Source organism: Armatimonadota bacterium (genome assembly GCA_013359125.1).
GTDB lineage: Bacteria > Armatimonadota > Fimbriimonadia > Fimbriimonadales > GBS-DC > JABWCR01.
The window spans coordinates 87,417-103,391 of sequence record JABWCR010000003.1; the positions used below are offsets into that span (position 1 = coordinate 87,417).

Genomic DNA, 15,975 nt, shown 5'->3' on the forward strand with positions numbered 1-15,975 from the left:
CGCCATGAAGACCCTCTTAGCAATGCTTGCATTGGGCGCCATTGCCGGCGCCCAGCAGAAAGGCGTTGTAATCGACATACCAGCTACGATCGAAGTTAGCGGCGAGCGCATGAAGTTAGGCGAAGTTGCCGTCGTCTCGGGCGATTCTCTCCTGGTCGACAAAGTCTCGGCGATCGAGTTGGGCGCTTCTCCATTGCCCGGTCTCAAGAGGACTTTGCTCAAAAGCCATGTCGAAATGCGGCTAAGGCAGGCTAGCCTTACAGCAGCCCTCAACATGCCCGATAAGGTTATCGTTGCGCGACTCTCCAAAAAAATCGAGACCGACCGAGCCGAGCAAATCGCTCGGGATGCGCTGAAAGCCGCCCTTGGAGACGAGGCCGACGCTTACGCCCTTCGCCACAAACCAAGCCCAACCGAAGCGCCCGCAGGCGACCTCGAACTGAAAATCGAAGGCGAGCCGCGCATCGGGCTGACCTCGGCCACGGTTACAGTGGTGGCCATGGTTGACGGCAAAGCGCAACGGCGTCTGCAATATGAGTTCCAAGCGCCCAAGAAGCCCGCTATCCCAGGCGTCAAGTCGGGCGAAGAGGTATTGCTTCGATTGCAGGTCGAAGGCGTAACGCTCGAAGCGACCGCAATCGCTCGTTCGGCCGGACAGACGGGCCAGATCATCACGGTCTACGTCGCAAAAACTAAGAAGATGCTCAAAGCGCGCGTTGTCGAGCGCGGAATAGTGGAGGCGATCTTATGAAACGAGCCATCCTGTTGTTAGGCGCCGTGCTCATTGCTCTTTCGTCCATGGCGCACGAGCCCAACCAGCCCAGCGGGTCGCTCTATCCGCCAAACGGCGTCTCGCTCTATGCCGATGCAAAGGCGCGAAAAAAGGGAGACATCATAACGATCATCGTGTCTGAAAGCGCAGTGGCCACTTCTCAGGCCGACACAAAGACCGCGAAAGCCGAATCGGCCTCTGCCGATCCGGGCATCGGCCCCATCCTTAGGGCGTTGCTGCCCGAATTAGGCGCGTCCGGACGCACATCGCTCAACGCCTCCGGATCCACGACCCGATCAGGGAGCCTCATCGCCCGAATCACCGCGCTTGTCGTCGAGGAACTTCCCAACGGCCTGGTCAAAATCGAGGGGTTGCGCACCGTTCAGATCAACGGCGAAACCCAGAAGCTGACCATCGGCGGCATGGTGAGGCTGCGAGACGTTGCGCCCGACAACACGATTCAATCCACCCTCGTCGCCAACGCCGAGATCAAGTTCGAAGGCAAAGGCGTAATCGGCAGCCGACAACAAGAGGGTCTTATCACGCGCCTCTTCAAGATTCTGTTCTAAGGAGGAAGCCGATGAAACTGATCTTAACGGCTATTGCCGCGCTCCTCTATTGCGCATCGGGCGCGCAATTAGACGCAGCGGGCGCGGCAAGAATTAAAGACATCGCTCGTGTGCAGGGCGTGCGCTCCAATCAGCTGCTTGGCTACGGCTTGGTTATTGGACTGAACGGAACCGGCGACAGCAAGGCGGCGCCCTTTATGCCCGCGGCCGTCTCCAATATGCTCGAGCGGTTTCAGATGAGCGTGCCGGCGCGCGACATCAAAGTTAAGAACATCGCCGCGGTGATGGTAACCGCCGAGTTGCCGCCCTTTGCCAAACCAGGATCGCGCATCGATGTAACCGTCTCGGCTATCGGCGACGCGCGGAGTCTGCAGGGCGGAATGTTGCTGATGAGCGAACTGCAGGCCGCCGATGGGCAGGTCTATGCCGTTGCTCAGGGCGCCGTCTCGATCGGCGGCTTCTCAGTCTCGTCCGGCGGCGCGTCCGCCGCCAAGAATCATCCAACTGTGGGGCGAGTGCCAGGCGGCGCGTCGGTCGAAAGAGAAGCGCCCATGACCTTCGTGCGCCCCAACAATCAGATCGACATCGAGCTGCTCCAGCCCGATTTCACCACCGCCATCCGCATCGCAACGGCCATTCAAAAGCAGTTTCCTAAATTGGAAGTAACCGCGCCCAGCCCCGGCAGCGTGCGAATCCAACTTCCTGAGGACGAGCGACAAGACCCGGTGATGCTCGTCGCCTCGCTCGAGGCGCTGCGCGTAGAGCCGGACGTCTCGGCCAAAGTCGTGGTCAACGAGCGAACGGGCACGGTCGTCATCAACGGTAACGCCCGCATCGCGCCGGTCGCCATTGCGCACGGCGGAATCCAGGTCAAGATTAGCGTTACTCCGCTCGTCTCGCAACCCAACCCGCTGGGCGAAGGGCAGACGACCGTAGTCAACAAAACCAACGTCAAGGTGGAGGAAAAGACAGCTCAAGTCGCTCTGCTGAACGAGGGCGCATCGGTCGAATCGCTGGTCAAGGCGCTCAACGCGCTCGGCGTAACCCCTACGGACCTGATAGCGATCCTGCAGTCGTTAAAGGCAGCCGGCGCGCTGCACGGCGAGATCGAGATTCAATAGAGCCATGCGACCCATTAGCCCGAAGATAGAAGTTGTTGGCCAACCAGCCTCACAGGAGCAAGCCAAGCTGAAGCAGGCTTGCCAAGACTTCGAGTCGCTGTTGCTGGCGCAAGTGTGGCGCGCGATGCAGAGTACGCTGCAGCAGAAGCCGGAACGAGGAAATATGGTCGAGATGTTCGATCTGCAGTTTGCCGAGGGATTGGCCAAAGCGGGCGGCATAGGTTTAGCGGACTCGCTCCAACGGCAACTGGCGTACCTTCAAGCCAAGGAGACAAAGGACGAATGAACGAGCGGGCATTGAATCAGTGGTTCGACGAGGCCAAGCGGCTTATCCCGATATTGGACGGGTGGGCCGAGGTGTTGTGCCATCGAGACGTTGGCAGCGTGGATCGGATGAACGGGGCCGTGCAGGCCCGTGTGGACAGGCTTCAGAAGTTGGCCGCCGAAGCCGGCCTGCTTCAGGTTATCCAAGGCGGGCATCCGCTGTCGAGCGAAGCAAAAGAACTGGCGCTGCAGGCGCGGGGCAAGTTAGAAAACTGCTTCGCTCTGATCTTTAACGAGTTTGAGTATCAGCAAGCGCTGATGTCGATCGCCGCGGCCATTCAAGAAGAGGCTACCGGCGAGCCGACCTCGCTCGGCAGCCTGCTCAATCAGGAGGCCTGAGTTTGTCCAGCTTTTTTGGCATCGAGCTGGGTAGCCGCGCCCTACGGGCGTTTCAGTTGGGGCTCAACGTTACCGGCCACAACATCGCCAACGTGGGCACCCCTGGCTATACGCGCCAGCGTTTGGAGCTTCAAGCCTCGCCAGAGTTTAGAGCCGGCAATCGCCTGTTGCAGGGCACGGGCGTGTTGGCCGTCAGCATCCAGCGGGCGCGGGATCTATTCTTGGAGCAAAGGGCCAACGAGAACGGCGCCGGACTGTCTCGATTCACAGCCCTCCGCGACGGCGTGCGGGGCATCGAGGGCGTTTTGCAGGAGCCTTCGGATCAAGGCCTCAACTCGCTGATGAACGCTTTCTTCAACTCGCTAGACGAACTCGCTACTCGGCCCGACAGCATCGCCGTAAGGCAAAACGTCGCTCAGAAGGCTCAAGCGGTCGCCGCCGGATTCCAGCGGATCTTTGCGGGAATGAAGCGGCAAGAGCAGGAAGCGCTCGACTTGGCTTCCTCCTATGTAACCGAGGCCAATCGCATAGCGTCGGAAGTTGCCCGGTTGAATCAGGACATCCGCGCCGCTCAAGCGACCAACAACAGCCCGAACGACCTGTTGGACCAACGGGATGCGTTGGTGAACAAGCTGACTGGTTTGACGGGCGCTCGCGCGTTTTACGCTGCGGACGGCACAGTAACTCTCTTTGTCGGCGAGCATACGCTGGTACAAGATTATCAAGCGAACGCGCTGCCGACCAACCTTGATGTCGATCAGCCTGGATTGACCGGCGCCTCGGGCAATGTCAAACTTGCAGTCGGGCAGATCGCCGGACAGTTAGAGACCGCCAAACTTGCGCGAAGCTATCAGAAGGAGCTGGACGCCGTTGCCCAAACGATGATAGAGCGCTTCAATGAGCTTCATCAAGCCGGATTCGACCTAAACGGCGGCACGGGCAGGGTCTTCTTTACCGGCGCCGGAGCCTCCGATATCGCCCTCAATACAGAGCTGATCGATCCTCGAAACCTGGCCGCGGCCTCTGTATCGGGCGCACCGGGCAATGGCGATTTGGCGCGTCAACTGGCCGAACTTCGTTCCGATCCGCAAGGCAGTTTGGGCGGCCTAAGTCTCTCGGCAGGCTATCGAAGCCTTGTCTCGCTTATCGCCAATGACGCCCAGACCTACAAAAACAGCGCGGAAGCGCAAAAATTAGTAACGGAGCACTTTGAAAATCTTCGAGAATCAGTCTCAGGCGTCTCCTTGGACGAGGAGGCATCGGCCATGGTGCGCTACCAGCGAAGCTACCAAGCGGCTGCCAAACTTATTTCGACGTTTGACTCGATGATCGAAGACCTGCTTCGCATAGTCTAAAAATGCGAATAACCAATCAGCTTCAATACGCATCGACGGAGCGAGCGCTGAAGAGCGCCTTGGAGCGCCTTGCCTCGGCACAGGGCAAGGTCGTAACCGGCCGCCGCTTTGAAGCCCCTTCGGACGATCCCACATCCGCCGGTCATGCGCTCAGCCTGCGAGAGCAGATCTCGCGGCATGATCAGTGGGCCAGGAATCTTCGCGAAGCCAAGCTCTTTCTCTCTAGCAGCGAAGTTGCCCTCGGTGAGATCAACGAAATTGTTCGAAAGGTGCGAGAAGACGCTGTTCGAGGCGCCAACGACACCTTGGGTTCCGCAGAGAGGGATGCGATCGGACAGCAGGTCGGCCAGGCGATGGCCAGCATTGTTCAATTGGCCAACCAGCGCGTGGACGACGAGCGATACCTCTTTTCTGGCCACATGACCTCGACCAAACCGTTCGAAGTCAACGGCGACCAACTGGTCTATAATGGCGACGACAACTCGCTAACCGCCAAAGTGGGCGACGACCGACACCTTCCCATGAGCCTGCCGGGCAGTTTCCTTACAGGCCTCTATGCGGCGCTCGTGCAAGTCAAGCAGGATCTAGAAACCTCGAATCTAACGAGGCTGGGGCAAGAGGACATCCAGGCCCTGCAAAACCAGATGGAAGCGATCTCGCGCCTCCGGGGAGACCTGGGCGCAAGGCTTCAAGAAACCGACCGATTTAGACTGCAGTACGAAGCGCAAACGGAACATCTATCTGAACTTTTGGCTTCAAAAGAAGAGATCGATTTGCCGACCGCTATCTACGAGATGAAACGCGCAGAAACCAGCTATCAGGCCGCGCTCCAAGTGGCAGCCAATGCCCACAGCATGAGCCTGTTCGACTTCCTGCGCGGAGGATAAGGGCGAAAATGGAACTTTCAACGACCCGATTTGGTACTATAGAGATAGACGAAAACGAGATTTACACGTTTCGCGATGGGCTGTACGGCCTGCGATTCCTAAAGAAGTTCGTAATCGTGCAGACCGCTGAGAACAGCCCGTTTAGATGGCTCCAGTCGGTAGAAGAACCTGGTTTCGCTCTTCTCCTGACGGACCCTTGGGAGTATGTGAGCGATTATGAGGCGATCCTGTCGGACATCGATGTCAAAGCATTAGGTCTGACCGAGGAGACGCCGAGATGGGTATACGTTACGGTTACAATACCGCCAGGACAGCCGCAAGCCATGACCGCCAATCTGCTTGCGCCGCTGATCTTCAACTGCGATACGAGACAGGCGAGGCAGATCGCGATGGAGGATTCCAACTATCACACCAAGCATGCGCTATTGACGGAGATGTGGCGGTCGGCAGATCAGACGAAGCTGGCCGGTTAGTGCATCGATGAGCCAAGGAGGGCAAATCAATGTTAGTTTTGACAAGAAAGGTCAACCAGAGCATAATGGTGGGGGACGAGGTCGAAATCGTCGTGCTGGAAGTGCGCGGCGAACAGGTGCGCTTGGGGATCAAGGCGCCGCGAGACGTGCCCGTGCACCGACGAGAGATTTACGAAGCCATTAGCCAGGAGAATGTAGAAGCCTCTCAGACTCAGCCCGAAGACGTGCCCACCGACGGCTCGACCGGAATGCGCACGGCCTAACCGCAGGAACTTCACGGATCCCGCTTTCGTGTATACTGGATAGAGGATGAAACCGGTCGGACTTCGAGGATGGCTGATCGTACTCTGCCTGGGCCTGTCGGTCGCGGCAGCGCCCCTCTTTGCGCAGTTGGCCTCAATGTGCGCATGTTCTGCCGACGCTGACCACTCATGCTGCAAGCCGATCGAGCCGGTCCGGTCGTGCTGCGAGACCCAGCCAGTCGATCACGAATGCGACTGCGCTCTGACCGAACTGCCTAAGCAAGAGAAGGCGGTTCCGGCTCATAAAGCCTCTGAACCCGCCGTTCAGGCTGAACCAGCGCGGTTCGACGCTCCAATCGTCAGCGCTCAGCCCTTAGTTTCACAAGACGTCGAGGCTAGAGACTGTTCGCCTCCGCGCACCGGCCCTTGCCGCGCGCCTCCTCATTCCTGCCTGTAAGCCTTATCGTTTCGGCACATCTACAGGAGGATTGAAATGCTTTACAAAGTCACCGCGCTCTTCAGCGCATCATTGCTCATCGGACTGGCCGGCGCCCAGTCGCTGGAATGTCCGATCATGTCTCACCCCGCCGATGAGGAATCGGTGCCCTTTTACTTTGCCGGAAGCGAATTTCGGTTGTGCTGCTCTAGCTGCGAGCCGAAGTTCAAAGCCGACCCGCAAGCCGCTCTGAATGGGGCTGCTAAAGAGGGTCGCACCGTCGGCCTGTTTCTGTTCGACCCCGTCTCAAAGAACCGGATTGATAAGGCAAAGGCTGTCGGCCACATCGATCATGCAGGCCTGCGGTACTGCTTCGAAAGCCAGGCGAACATGAGCCTCTTCAAGGCATCGCCCGACAGATATGCAACTCGACCGAGCAAAGAATCGCTCGTCTGCCCGGTCGGCAAGAAAGCCGTGCGAGACCATGCTGAGGCGTCCGGCTATGCAGACCATGAGGGCGTTCGCTACTACTTCTGCTGCGCAGGATGCGAGGAGCCGTTCATAGAATCACCGGTCAAGTTCATCGGCAATGCTCGTGTTCAGACAACAGCCGTCCTCAGCCATGCGCCGCCGAAGCCCGAGTTCGAGCCGACCACAAAAGTCGCTTCAGGCAAGTACATCGCTACTCTCCAGACGCCAGACGAGGGCTTCTTCGCTGGGGAGGAGATCGCGATGGAAATCCGCTTGGTCGATACCACTCAAGAAGACCTCTACGAAGGCGGCCACAAGGGCGTCCCCAACGCCAAGGCCCGAGCGGTCATATCAATGCCCGAAATGCCGGGAATGCCAGAAGCGACGCCAACCGTCCGCCGCACCGGTGTGCCTGGCGACTATGCGTTTGAGGCCTTCTTTCCGCACGGCGGCGTCTATCAGATCAAGATCGAGATTGAGCCGTCGGGCGAATCGCCTTTCACCGTCAACTTCATGGTTATGGTCAACGACGAGACGGGGCGCTCTGCCCGAAGGCCTTATGGGCTCGAAGTCGCCTCGACCGGCAGACCCAGAGCCGGACAACCGTTCAACCTCGTCCTCATCGTCAGAGAGACCAAGAGCGGCCAGCCCGAAACCCACTTCCAGGTCGTGCACGAAGAAAAGTTCCATTTGCTGATCGCCAGCGAGGACTTTCAATGGTTTTTGCACGAACACCCGACCATGAACGACAAGGGCGAATGGTCGATACCGATCGAGTTTCCGGCTGGCGGCAAGTACTGGATTTATGGCGATGTCGCCCCTGTCGGCAAAGGCTCACAAATCCTCATCGCCTCGATAGAGACCGATGGCCCTAAGCCGACATGGCCTGTGAGTTGGGAACCGAACCTTGGTCCATCCATAGCGCACGGCATATCTGGTCGATTTAACTTGCCCGAAGCCGGTTCGCCCGTCGGCAAAATGGCGACCTTCACGATCAAACTGACCGAGGCTGACACGGGACGACCCATCAGCGACCTGCAGAAGTGGCTGGGCGCTTGGGGGCACCTCATGATCTTCAGCCAGGACGGCCAAACAGTGGTACACAGCCATCCCGAAGAGAGCGAGGCGATGGACAGACTGGTCAAGCAAGGCGAGATACGATTCAACGGCCGCATACCCAAGCCGGGCCTCTATCGCGCCTTCGCACAGTTCAAAAGGAACGGGCAGATCGTAACGCTCCCCTTCACACTGAGTTTGTAGGAGGCAACCATGAAAAATCTGATTCTAATAGCCTTGTCGATGGCGCTGCTGGCAGCGGTCGCTCACGAGGTCGATTGCCCAGTCTGCAAACTGACCGTCAAGCAGAACACCGACAAGTTGGATTATGAGGTCGTTCTGCGCTTTGGCAACAAGAAGATCGAGTATCGCTGCGTCAACTGCGCCTTGGTCGACTCTGGCCGCTACAACGGCGACATCCTTATCTATGCCCCCAGCGAAAAGAAGGGCGAGCCGGTGCCTGTGCGCCGAAAGGACGGCCAATGGAGCGCGCCCGAAGGCGCAGTCTTCTTGAACGCGTTTAAAAAGCACGCCGATTGCGCCGACCTGAGCCGCGGATTCTGGAAGAAAGAAGCCCTTGACGCTTACGTAGCAGAGCTGAAGCCCGAAAATGCGAAAGCGCTGACCATCGATCAACTCTTGGCCGAGATCAAGCGACAAAAGGAGGGCGCATGACCCTGCTTCTAGCGCTTGCAATCTTTCTGCAGCCCGATCTGCCTGCCTGGATGAACTCAAAGCAGGCCGATCACTGGGCACGGCTGCAGGCCCGCCACAACGACGCTGTCTACAACGTGCCGGCCTTAGCGCGAGACCTGAACGCCGTCGCCGTCGGCCATGCGATAGCGTACGAAGACCTTGTAAGAGGCGAAGCCGAGACGTTAGAAACCAAGACCTACGATCGAATATGGGCCGTGCTGAAAAGGCCTCCCAGGTTGATGCCGGACGAGGCGACGATATCGCCCACATTCGTTAGGCATTACGGAACGCTGCAAAAGGTCTTCGACTGGGCGCACACGCTCCACGCCCAGACCGTCGACGTTTTGGCCGACCGCAGAATGAGCGACTCCCAAAAAGACAAAGAGATCGAACGCCTTTGGGTCCGCTACAACAGAGCGCCCTTCGCCATCACGGGCCTGCCGCTCAACATGGAGCATCTGGACGGACGTCCGCACAGCGGCGCCTTCAGAAAGCGATTCCCAAGGGTCAACGGTCTCTTCTGGGGCTATCATTGGCTTCAAGGCGCGATGTACGATATGCTCTATCGAACGCCCTGGCAGACTCACCAGCCTCAGTACAAGGTGATCGGCGAGCGATACCATGCAATCGAGCTTCTCAAGACAGACCGAGAGTTCATGCCGATGTTTGCCGAAGTCAGCCCGCGATTTGCCAAGCGCTTTCCGCACATTGCCAATGCATTTGACAACCTGCACATGCTGCACGATAGGGTAAACGATGCCCTTGCGGCGAACAAGGGTCGAGAATGGACGGAAAACGAGATCGACCTAGCCATTTGGGAAGTTCTGTCTTCAACCCACCATAAGTGCAAACCGGGCGAAGGCGAAACGATCGGCCTGCACGATCACCGCCACCCCATGGGAATGCCCGGCATGGGCATGATGAAAGGCAGCGACGAAGAGACGATGTATATGCCCGGCATGGGCTGGATGCGCATGTGGGAGTGCGCGCACTGCTCCGTCCCATTGCCGTCCGGCGACAATTGGGGCGCATCGGTTACCGCCAACGGCTGGACCATGCTCGTGCGATGCATCATGTGCGCTCGCGACATGGCAGCCGAGACCATCGGCAAAGCGATCATCAGGGCCGCGACCGAAGACCCAGACAAGACGCTGGTGCTCATTTCGGACGAGATGGGCAACTTAACATCGAACATTTCCACCGTAGTCTTTCTTGAGCAACAGGGCGAGCATCCAACGTGCCACCGTTGGTCCAGGGCGTTCACCAGCGCCAGCGCCTTCGATCGCTATGTTCGCGAGAACGCCGAATACGCGGGCGAAAAACCGATCTCTCTGGAGGACTGGTCAGGTATGAGCGGCGGAAAGCCGGAAACCTTTAGGCGGATTGAGCGGCCAAATCCCTATAGATCATGAAAAACCTAACATCCGTAATGGGTTTATTCATGGTTGCGACCGCATTCGCAACCGACCACGCCAACTTGGAGTCGAATAGGCCGCTGAGGTTTGACGATGCTATGAGCGCAAAGTTTGGCGAGCGTTCGGTTAGCCTGGGCGTCATGGCTGGAGACGACCAATCGGAGTTCTCGGTCGAGCTCAAGTCCGGCTTTGCGCCTAACCGCCATGCGGCGATCAGGCTCGTTAGCGCAGATTCGGGTTCAGGCATCGAACTGAGCTACTTCGCAGGGATCCGCAGGGAAATCAGAGGCGACCCGGCCCTTGCCTACAAGATCGAGGTCTTTGCGCCATCCGACAACGACAAAGCGCATGCCAAGCTAAGGCTTATCGCATCCAAAACCGCGCAACGGTACGACCGAATCCACTTTAACATCGACCTTGAAACAGGCCCAAAAGAGGGTGCGGCATTCATCCTCGCCTACTCGAAGCCCCTGGGCGTACCGAGACGATTTGACTCAACGTTCGTCGCCGAAGTCGGCGCGCGCTCGATCGGCGATGAAGCCTGGTTCGGATTAGGAATACGGCACCAAGCAGATCCCAAGTCGGTGATCGACGCGGGCATCGAGTTCCGCCGGTTGTCGAACAAGAACGAGATTCGCGCCCGTCTGGGCTGGTCCAGCGCAATCTAACGCTGTTTCAGCAGATCGCGAATCTCGGCCAGGAGCTTCTCCTGTGCAGGCGGCTCGGATGGAGCGGGCGGCGCTTCGGCTTCGGCTCGCTTCATCCGATTCATCCCGCGAACGACCATAAACATCGCAAACGCCACGATCACAAAATAGACAATGGTGTTGATCAAAGAGCCATAGCCTATTACGGGAGCGCCAGCCTTCTTTGCTTCGTCCAACGAAGCGTAGCTCTGGCCGGTCAGGCTTACGAACAGGCTGCTAAAGTCCACCTTGCCTAACAGATAACCAATGGGGGGCATGATCACATCGTCGACCAGCGACGACACGATCCGACCAAAAGCCGCTCCGATAACAAGGCCCACTGCCAAATCGACCACATTGCCCTTTAGCGCAAACTCCTTGAATTCCTTGAGCATCCTGCAATCCTCCGTTCAACGGCGAAAGTACTTTAGGCATTCTTGACAGGTAGACTCATTCCTTCCATGGCACAGCCTCTCGGCGTCAACGAACTCTGCTACAAATACGATCTCAAGCGCTTCGGCATCGACTGTACGGACGAGGTCGAGCCCCTCTCCGGCATTCTTGGCCAGGAGCGAGCCATGCAGGCATTGATCGTCGGCATAGGTATTCGGGACAAGGGCTTCAACATCTACGCTGCCGGCCCTCCCGGTATCGGCAAGATGTCGATGATCGAGAGCTTCCTCCATGCCGAAGCCCAAAAGATGCCTCCGCCCAAAGATTGGGTTTATGTGAACAACTTCGAAGACCCCTACCGCCCGATCGCTATTGGGTTGCCCGCTGGCAGAGGCCGCGAACTCAAAGAAGACGTTTCCAAACTCGTCCAAGCCGCCAAGAGGGGTCTCAAGCGCGCTTTCGAGAGCGACGACTATTCGGCCAGCCGCGAACGCATTACCAAGGAGCTCGAAAGGGCGCGCAACGAGGTGTTCGAACGTATCGCCGCCCAATGCAAGGAAGAGGGCTTTGCCTTCCAGCCGACGCCCTATGGCCTGGCTCTGGTGCCGCTTGCAGGCGACCGACCGATGGCCGAAGAGGAGTTCAACGCGCTCCCCTTGGAAGAGCGCAAGGCTCTTGGCGCAAAGCGCGAGTCGCTCGACCCCTTGCTGAAATTGGGCATGAAGGAGACTCGCGACTTAGAACTCAAAGCGCAGGAACGGCTTCAGGAGATCGATGAGAACATCGCGCGCTTCATCTTGGGAGGCCTGATCGAAGACCTTTCCGAAAAGTACGAGGACGTGTCCGATGCGGTAGCTTACCTCTCCTCGCTTCTAGATCACGCCCTCAAGAACATCGGCGACTTTCGACCCTCCCCCCAGCCCGAGGAACCGATGACGGCGCTGACCCAAGGCCCCGACCTTTCCGCCAGAAAGTACGAAGTGAACCTTCTGGTAGACAACGCCCGCTCGCACGGCGCGCCGGTCGTGATCGACTTTAACCCCACCTACACGGAGCTCTTTGGGAAGGCGGAAAAAGAGGCCCAATTCGGCTCGCTTTACACCGATTTTACGCTGATCCAAGCAGGCGCTATCCATCGTGCGAACGGCGGGTTCCTGGTGCTGCCGGCCGAGGACGTCATCAGGGACCCTTATGTTTGGGACGGCCTAAAGCGATGCCTGCAAACAGAGAGCGCCTATATCGAGGATCCGGGCGAGCGCTCAGGCTATATGACCTCGAAAGGGCTTCGTCCGAACCCCATCCCGCTCGACGTGAAAGTGATCCTGGTCGGCCGCACCTACCTTTGCCACCTGCTTTACGCATACGACGAAGAGTACGCCGAGCTCTTCAAGATCAAAGCCGAGTTCGATACCGAGATGGATCGCACCGACGCGAACATTATGGGAATGCTATCTTTCATGTGCCGCTTCAGCACGAACGGCGCCCTGCGCCACCTTTCGGCCTGCGGCGCAGAGGAAACCCTGCGCTATGCGACTCGAACCGCGGGCGACCAATCCAAAATCTCGACCCATTTCGGCCTTTTGACAGACTTGGTGCGGGAAGCCGATCACTATGCCGCGCAAGATGGTTCTGAGCGCATCATGCGCGAGCACGTCAAGCGGGCCGAGGATGCCCACATCGCTCGTTCCGATCTGATCGAGCAAAAACTCCGCGAAGCGACACAAAAGGGCCTCATCAAAATCGATACTCACGGAGAACGGGTCGGTCAAGTGAACGGTCTGACGGTCATCGGGCTGGGCGACTATTCGTTCGGACGACCAACCCGCATTACAGCGACCGTCGCCCCCGGACAAGAGGGCATCGTCGATATCGAGCGCGAAGTCGAATTGGGCGGCCCCATCCACAGCAAGGGAGTCATGATCCTGCACGGATGCTTAATGCGCCTATACGGCCGCCACAAACCGCTCAGCCTAAGCGCAAGACTTGCCTTCGAACAGAGCTACGAAGGCGTCGAGGGCGACAGCGCCTCGTGCGCGGAACTGATCGCGCTCATCTCGGCGCTTTCAGAGGTTCCGATCAAACAGAGCATCGCCATTACCGGCTCCATCAATCAACAAGGCGAGATCCAAGCCATTGGCGGCGTCAACGAGAAGATCGAAGGCTTTCTCGCCTCGTGCAAGCTTCAGGGCATCACCGGAGAGCAAGGCGTCGTGATCCCGGAAAGCAACGCCAAGAACCTGATGCTGAGCGACGAGGCGTTGGAGTCCGCCGCCAAGGGCGATTTTCGAGTTTGGACGGCCGCGACTCTCGACGACGGCATCCAACTGCTAACCGGACGCAAGGCGGACGAAGTGCACAACCTGGCTCGAAAGCGATTGACCGACTTTGCCGAAGTCTTGAAGGACTTGGAGAAGCGACCGTGAACCCATTTCCCTATGGATCGATATCGATTGGCCGTTGCCGGCCTTACGCACGGGCATGTTTGGGGATTGCTGGATCAGTTTGAAAAGCATGGCGGGTACCAATTCGTTGCTGTCGCCGATGAAACACCTCTGCTTGAGAAGGCAGGGCCGCGTTTTGAGCGACCGTACCGCAATTGGCGCGAGATGCTCGATACCGAACAAATCGATGCAGTGGTCGTAACGTCGGACAACCGTACGGGCGCCGAGATTGCACGAGAGACGATAAAGCGCGACATCCACACCTTGGTCGAAAAACCGATGGCTGCCGATGCCGAAGGCGCTGAGACGCTCTACAACGCGTGGAAAGAGAGCGGAGCGACCCTCATGATCAACTGGCCCACTAACTGGCAACCGGCCCTTCGCTTGCTGCTGAACCGAGCCAAACGAGGCGACTTCGGGCAGATTTTTGGATTTCGATTCCGAACAGGGCACGGCGGACCCAAAGAGATCGGTTGCGACGAGTTCTTTGTAGGATGGCTGTACGATGAGCGCCTCAACGGCGGCGGCGCCAGCGCCGATTTTGGCGGATACGGCGCCAAGATGTCGGCCTATCTGCTGGGCATGCCGGACCGGGTCGTCGCGTTCAGGGGGAACTTTACCAAAGAGTATGATGTCTGCGACGACAACGCCGCCTTCTTGCTGGGCTATCCAAAGGCGACCGCCGTGTTGGAAGCCACCTGGAGCCAGCAAGGATCGGACGGCGCGGGCAACCCAATCGTCTATGGCACAGAAGCGACCGCGACCGTTATCGACGGCAAGCTCCGCATCGATCGCAAGTGGTCCGGCGCGACCTTCGAAGATCCCGATCCGTTGCCCGAAGGCGAACGCAACCCGGCAGAGTACTTCTATGGCCTGCTTCAGCGCGGTCGAGCGGCCGAGGGCATGGTCAGCCCCGAGATCGGCCTGATGGCTCAGCGGATAGTGTCAATGGGGCTCGCCAGCAATTCTCGTTGACATCCGTACCCCCGGGGTGGTATATTATCCTTTGCGTTCCCGGGTAGCTCAGTCGGTAGAGCGAGTGGCTGTTAACCACCAGGTCGCAGGTTCGAGTCCTGCCCCGGGAGCCACGACCCTCCTGTTATCAACCCCCCCGTCTCGCGCCGTAGGCGCAGAATACGTGCAAATCGTCAATTTAACCGACCATTGTCGATGGTGTACCCTAATAGACCCATGGACGAGCGATTCGACATCATCTACAACCCGGGTTTGGAGCGAATAGCGCTCGAAGCCGCGGGGCTTGTCGGATATAAACTAGAAGGCGCCGCAGAAGCAATCTCCCGCCCAGACGACGAACTCCCGCCCATACGCCTCTCTGGAAAGCGCCGCCTCATCGTAGACCGAGATGTTGCCGTCTCGCTGGACGAAGAAGAACTGAGGTTTGTCATTGCTAACTATCTGGCCCACATGGCTGCCGTGTCAAAACTTCGAATCGTTCTCGCCGTGCTCTTTGCCGCGGGCGCGATCGCTCACTTTATGGCCGCGCGCTTTCCCAATCCCATTCGCCTTCTCGCGCTGGGCGCTATCTGGATGGGCGGCGCCTATGCCTACTATCTTGCCTACGACCGTCTGCACCTTGCGGCGGACATCGACACCTTTCAGTACATTCCAACCTACGATCATGCGCTCGATGTGATCGAAAAACTCCGAGACGCAGGATGCCAGGATCTCTATTGGACTTACGACCGCTGGGAAAATTCTTGGGAGCGCGCCGCCCGAATCTTGGGCATGACTCGGGACGCTGACTAACCGATCGTTTCGATGATGATTTTGTCGTTCGTGAAAATGCAGATTTCGGCGGATACCTCAAGCGCAGCCCTAGCTATCTGCTCCGCGCCTAACTCCGTTCCGCGAATGAGCGCCAGCGCAGCCGCGTGGGCGTAGCCTCCGCCAGACCCAATACCGATCACGCCTTCGTCCGGCTCCAACACGTTTCCATCCCCGCCGATCGCCAATACGCATTCCTTGTCCGCCGCCAAGATCATCGCGTCTAGATGGCGCAATACTTTGTCCGACCGCCACTCCTTGGCAAACTCCACAGCGGCCCGCCTCAGGTTGCCGTTCGATGCTTGAAGCTTAGACTCGATCCGATCGGCCAACGTTTGAGCGTCCGCTGCCGAGCCTGCAATGCCGATCAGCGCCGAGCCATTGTTGATCGATCTGACCTTTCGAGCGGTATGCTTGATGGTGCGATCTTGAAGCGTAACCTGACCATCGGCGGCCATCGCCGTAACCCCATTGCGCCGTACGGCCAGTACCGTGGTGCTGCGTATAACCATGC

18 protein-coding genes and 1 tRNA gene are annotated in these 15,975 nt (G+C 58.3%); 17 read left to right on the forward strand and 2 right to left on the reverse strand.

Annotated elements, in window-relative coordinates:
* Positions 1-4 precede the first annotated feature (4 nt).
* The 13 genes from HUU60_02525 to HUU60_02585 all read left to right on the forward strand — a co-directional run bounded on the left by HUU60_02525 (position 5) and on the right by HUU60_02585 (position 10,824).
* A complete protein-coding gene (locus HUU60_02525) occupies positions 5-751 on the forward strand; it encodes a flagella basal body P-ring formation protein FlgA (GenBank protein ID NUL81583.1) in 747 nt (248 codons plus the stop codon).
* The gene (locus HUU60_02530; protein NUL81584.1) at positions 748-1,341 is read left to right on the forward strand and encodes a flagellar basal body L-ring protein FlgH; all 594 of its coding nucleotides are present in this window, start codon (positions 748-750) and stop codon (positions 1,339-1,341) included. Before HUU60_02525 ends, HUU60_02530 begins: the two co-directional genes overlap by 4 nt.
* A gap of 11 nt (positions 1,342-1,352) precedes the next feature.
* Entirely contained in the window at positions 1,353-2,462 is a 1,110-nt protein-coding gene (locus HUU60_02535; protein NUL81585.1) for a flagellar basal body P-ring protein FlgI, read from the forward strand.
* Between the two features lie 4 nt (positions 2,463-2,466).
* Positions 2,467-2,748, forward strand: a complete 282-nt coding sequence (locus HUU60_02540) for a rod-binding protein (GenBank protein ID NUL81586.1) — start codon at positions 2,467-2,469, stop codon at positions 2,746-2,748.
* Complete coding sequence (locus tag HUU60_02545) at positions 2,745-3,125, forward strand: hypothetical protein (protein ID NUL81587.1); 381 nt, start codon at positions 2,745-2,747, stop codon at positions 3,123-3,125. Before HUU60_02540 ends, HUU60_02545 begins: the two co-directional genes overlap by 4 nt.
* A 2-nt stretch (positions 3,126-3,127) precedes the next feature.
* Entirely contained in the window at positions 3,128-4,480 is a 1,353-nt protein-coding gene (flgK, locus tag HUU60_02550; GenBank protein NUL81588.1) for a flagellar hook-associated protein FlgK, read from the forward strand.
* A 2-nt stretch (positions 4,481-4,482) separates the two neighbouring features.
* A complete protein-coding gene (gene flgL / locus HUU60_02555; protein ID NUL81589.1) occupies positions 4,483-5,367 on the forward strand; it encodes a flagellar hook-associated protein FlgL in 885 nt (294 codons plus the stop codon).
* Positions 5,368-5,375: 8 nt separating this feature from the next.
* Positions 5,376-5,840 carry a flagellar assembly protein FliW gene (locus HUU60_02560; protein NUL81590.1) on the forward strand — a complete coding sequence of 155 codons (465 nt, stop codon included), beginning with the start codon at positions 5,376-5,378 and terminating at the stop codon, positions 5,838-5,840.
* Between the two features lie 29 nt (positions 5,841-5,869).
* Positions 5,870-6,103 (forward strand): carbon storage regulator CsrA, encoded by a 234-nt coding sequence (csrA, locus tag HUU60_02565; protein NUL81591.1) that lies wholly within the window; start codon positions 5,870-5,872, stop codon positions 6,101-6,103.
* 472 nt (positions 6,104-6,575) lie between these two features.
* The gene (locus HUU60_02570) at positions 6,576-8,249 is read left to right on the forward strand and encodes a YHS domain-containing protein (protein ID NUL81592.1); all 1,674 of its coding nucleotides are present in this window, start codon (positions 6,576-6,578) and stop codon (positions 8,247-8,249) included.
* Positions 8,250-8,258: 9 nt separating this feature from the next.
* Positions 8,259-8,720, forward strand: coding sequence for a hypothetical protein (locus HUU60_02575; protein NUL81593.1), 462 nt, complete (start codon positions 8,259-8,261; stop codon positions 8,718-8,720).
* On the forward strand, positions 8,717-10,153 hold the full coding sequence (locus HUU60_02580; protein ID NUL81594.1) for a hypothetical protein: 1,437 nt from the start codon (positions 8,717-8,719) through the stop codon (positions 10,151-10,153). Before HUU60_02575 ends, HUU60_02580 begins: the two co-directional genes overlap by 4 nt.
* Positions 10,150-10,824 (forward strand): hypothetical protein, encoded by a 675-nt coding sequence (locus tag HUU60_02585; protein NUL81595.1) that lies wholly within the window; start codon positions 10,150-10,152, stop codon positions 10,822-10,824. Before HUU60_02580 ends, HUU60_02585 begins: the two co-directional genes overlap by 4 nt.
* Here HUU60_02585 and mscL read toward each other — a convergent pair.
* Entirely contained in the window at positions 10,821-11,237 is a 417-nt protein-coding gene (gene mscL / locus HUU60_02590) for a large conductance mechanosensitive channel protein MscL (GenBank protein NUL81596.1), read from the reverse strand. The two genes, HUU60_02585 and mscL, sit on opposite strands and share 4 nt — an antisense overlap.
* A gap of 66 nt (positions 11,238-11,303) precedes the next feature.
* Between mscL and HUU60_02595 the strand changes: the two genes are divergently transcribed.
* The 4 genes from HUU60_02595 to HUU60_02610 all read left to right on the forward strand — a co-directional run bounded on the left by HUU60_02595 (position 11,304) and on the right by HUU60_02610 (position 15,443).
* Positions 11,304-13,658 (forward strand): AAA family ATPase, encoded by a 2,355-nt coding sequence (locus HUU60_02595; GenBank protein NUL81597.1) that lies wholly within the window; start codon positions 11,304-11,306, stop codon positions 13,656-13,658.
* A gap of 12 nt (positions 13,659-13,670) precedes the next feature.
* Positions 13,671-14,651: a Gfo/Idh/MocA family oxidoreductase gene (locus HUU60_02600; protein ID NUL81598.1), complete on the forward strand. Its 981-nt coding sequence runs from the start codon at positions 13,671-13,673 to the stop codon at positions 14,649-14,651.
* Positions 14,652-14,688: 37 nt separating this feature from the next.
* A tRNA-Asn gene (locus HUU60_02605) sits at positions 14,689-14,764 on the forward strand.
* 103 nt (positions 14,765-14,867) lie between these two features.
* Entirely contained in the window at positions 14,868-15,443 is a 576-nt protein-coding gene (locus HUU60_02610; protein NUL81599.1) for a hypothetical protein, read from the forward strand.
* Here the strand turns inward: HUU60_02610 and hslV are convergent.
* Positions 15,440-15,973 carry an ATP-dependent protease subunit HslV gene (hslV, locus tag HUU60_02615; protein ID NUL81600.1) on the reverse strand — a complete coding sequence of 178 codons (534 nt, stop codon included), beginning with the start codon at positions 15,971-15,973 and terminating at the stop codon, positions 15,440-15,442. The genes HUU60_02610 and hslV overlap by 4 nt on opposite strands.
* Positions 15,974-15,975: the final 2 nt, after the last annotated feature.

Coding starts and splice junctions, on each gene's coding strand:
- HUU60_02540 (NUL81586.1), top strand. CDS start 2,467: ATGCGACCCATTAGCCCGAAGATAGAAGTTGTTGGCCAACCAGCCTCA.
- HUU60_02585 (NUL81595.1), top strand. CDS start 10,150: ATGAAAAACCTAACATCCGTAATGGGTTTATTCATGGTTGCGACCGCA.
- hslV (NUL81600.1), bottom strand. CDS start 15,973: ATGGTTATACGCAGCACCACGGTACTGGCCGTACGGCGCAATGGGGTT.
- HUU60_02560 (NUL81590.1), top strand. CDS start 5,376: ATGGAACTTTCAACGACCCGATTTGGTACTATAGAGATAGACGAAAAC.
- mscL (NUL81596.1), bottom strand. CDS start 11,237: ATGCTCAAGGAATTCAAGGAGTTTGCGCTAAAGGGCAATGTGGTCGAT.
- HUU60_02535 (NUL81585.1), top strand. CDS start 1,353: ATGAAACTGATCTTAACGGCTATTGCCGCGCTCCTCTATTGCGCATCG.
- HUU60_02600 (NUL81598.1), top strand. CDS start 13,671: ATGGATCGATATCGATTGGCCGTTGCCGGCCTTACGCACGGGCATGTT.
- HUU60_02570 (NUL81592.1), top strand. CDS start 6,576: ATGCTTTACAAAGTCACCGCGCTCTTCAGCGCATCATTGCTCATCGGA.
- HUU60_02575 (NUL81593.1), top strand. CDS start 8,259: ATGAAAAATCTGATTCTAATAGCCTTGTCGATGGCGCTGCTGGCAGCG.
- HUU60_02545 (NUL81587.1), top strand. CDS start 2,745: ATGAACGAGCGGGCATTGAATCAGTGGTTCGACGAGGCCAAGCGGCTT.
- flgL (NUL81589.1), top strand. CDS start 4,483: ATGCGAATAACCAATCAGCTTCAATACGCATCGACGGAGCGAGCGCTG.
- HUU60_02525 (NUL81583.1), top strand. CDS start 5: ATGAAGACCCTCTTAGCAATGCTTGCATTGGGCGCCATTGCCGGCGCC.
- HUU60_02595 (NUL81597.1), top strand. CDS start 11,304: ATGGCACAGCCTCTCGGCGTCAACGAACTCTGCTACAAATACGATCTC.
- HUU60_02610 (NUL81599.1), top strand. CDS start 14,868: ATGGACGAGCGATTCGACATCATCTACAACCCGGGTTTGGAGCGAATA.
- HUU60_02530 (NUL81584.1), top strand. CDS start 748: ATGAAACGAGCCATCCTGTTGTTAGGCGCCGTGCTCATTGCTCTTTCG.
- HUU60_02580 (NUL81594.1), top strand. CDS start 8,717: ATGACCCTGCTTCTAGCGCTTGCAATCTTTCTGCAGCCCGATCTGCCT.
- csrA (NUL81591.1), top strand. CDS start 5,870: ATGTTAGTTTTGACAAGAAAGGTCAACCAGAGCATAATGGTGGGGGAC.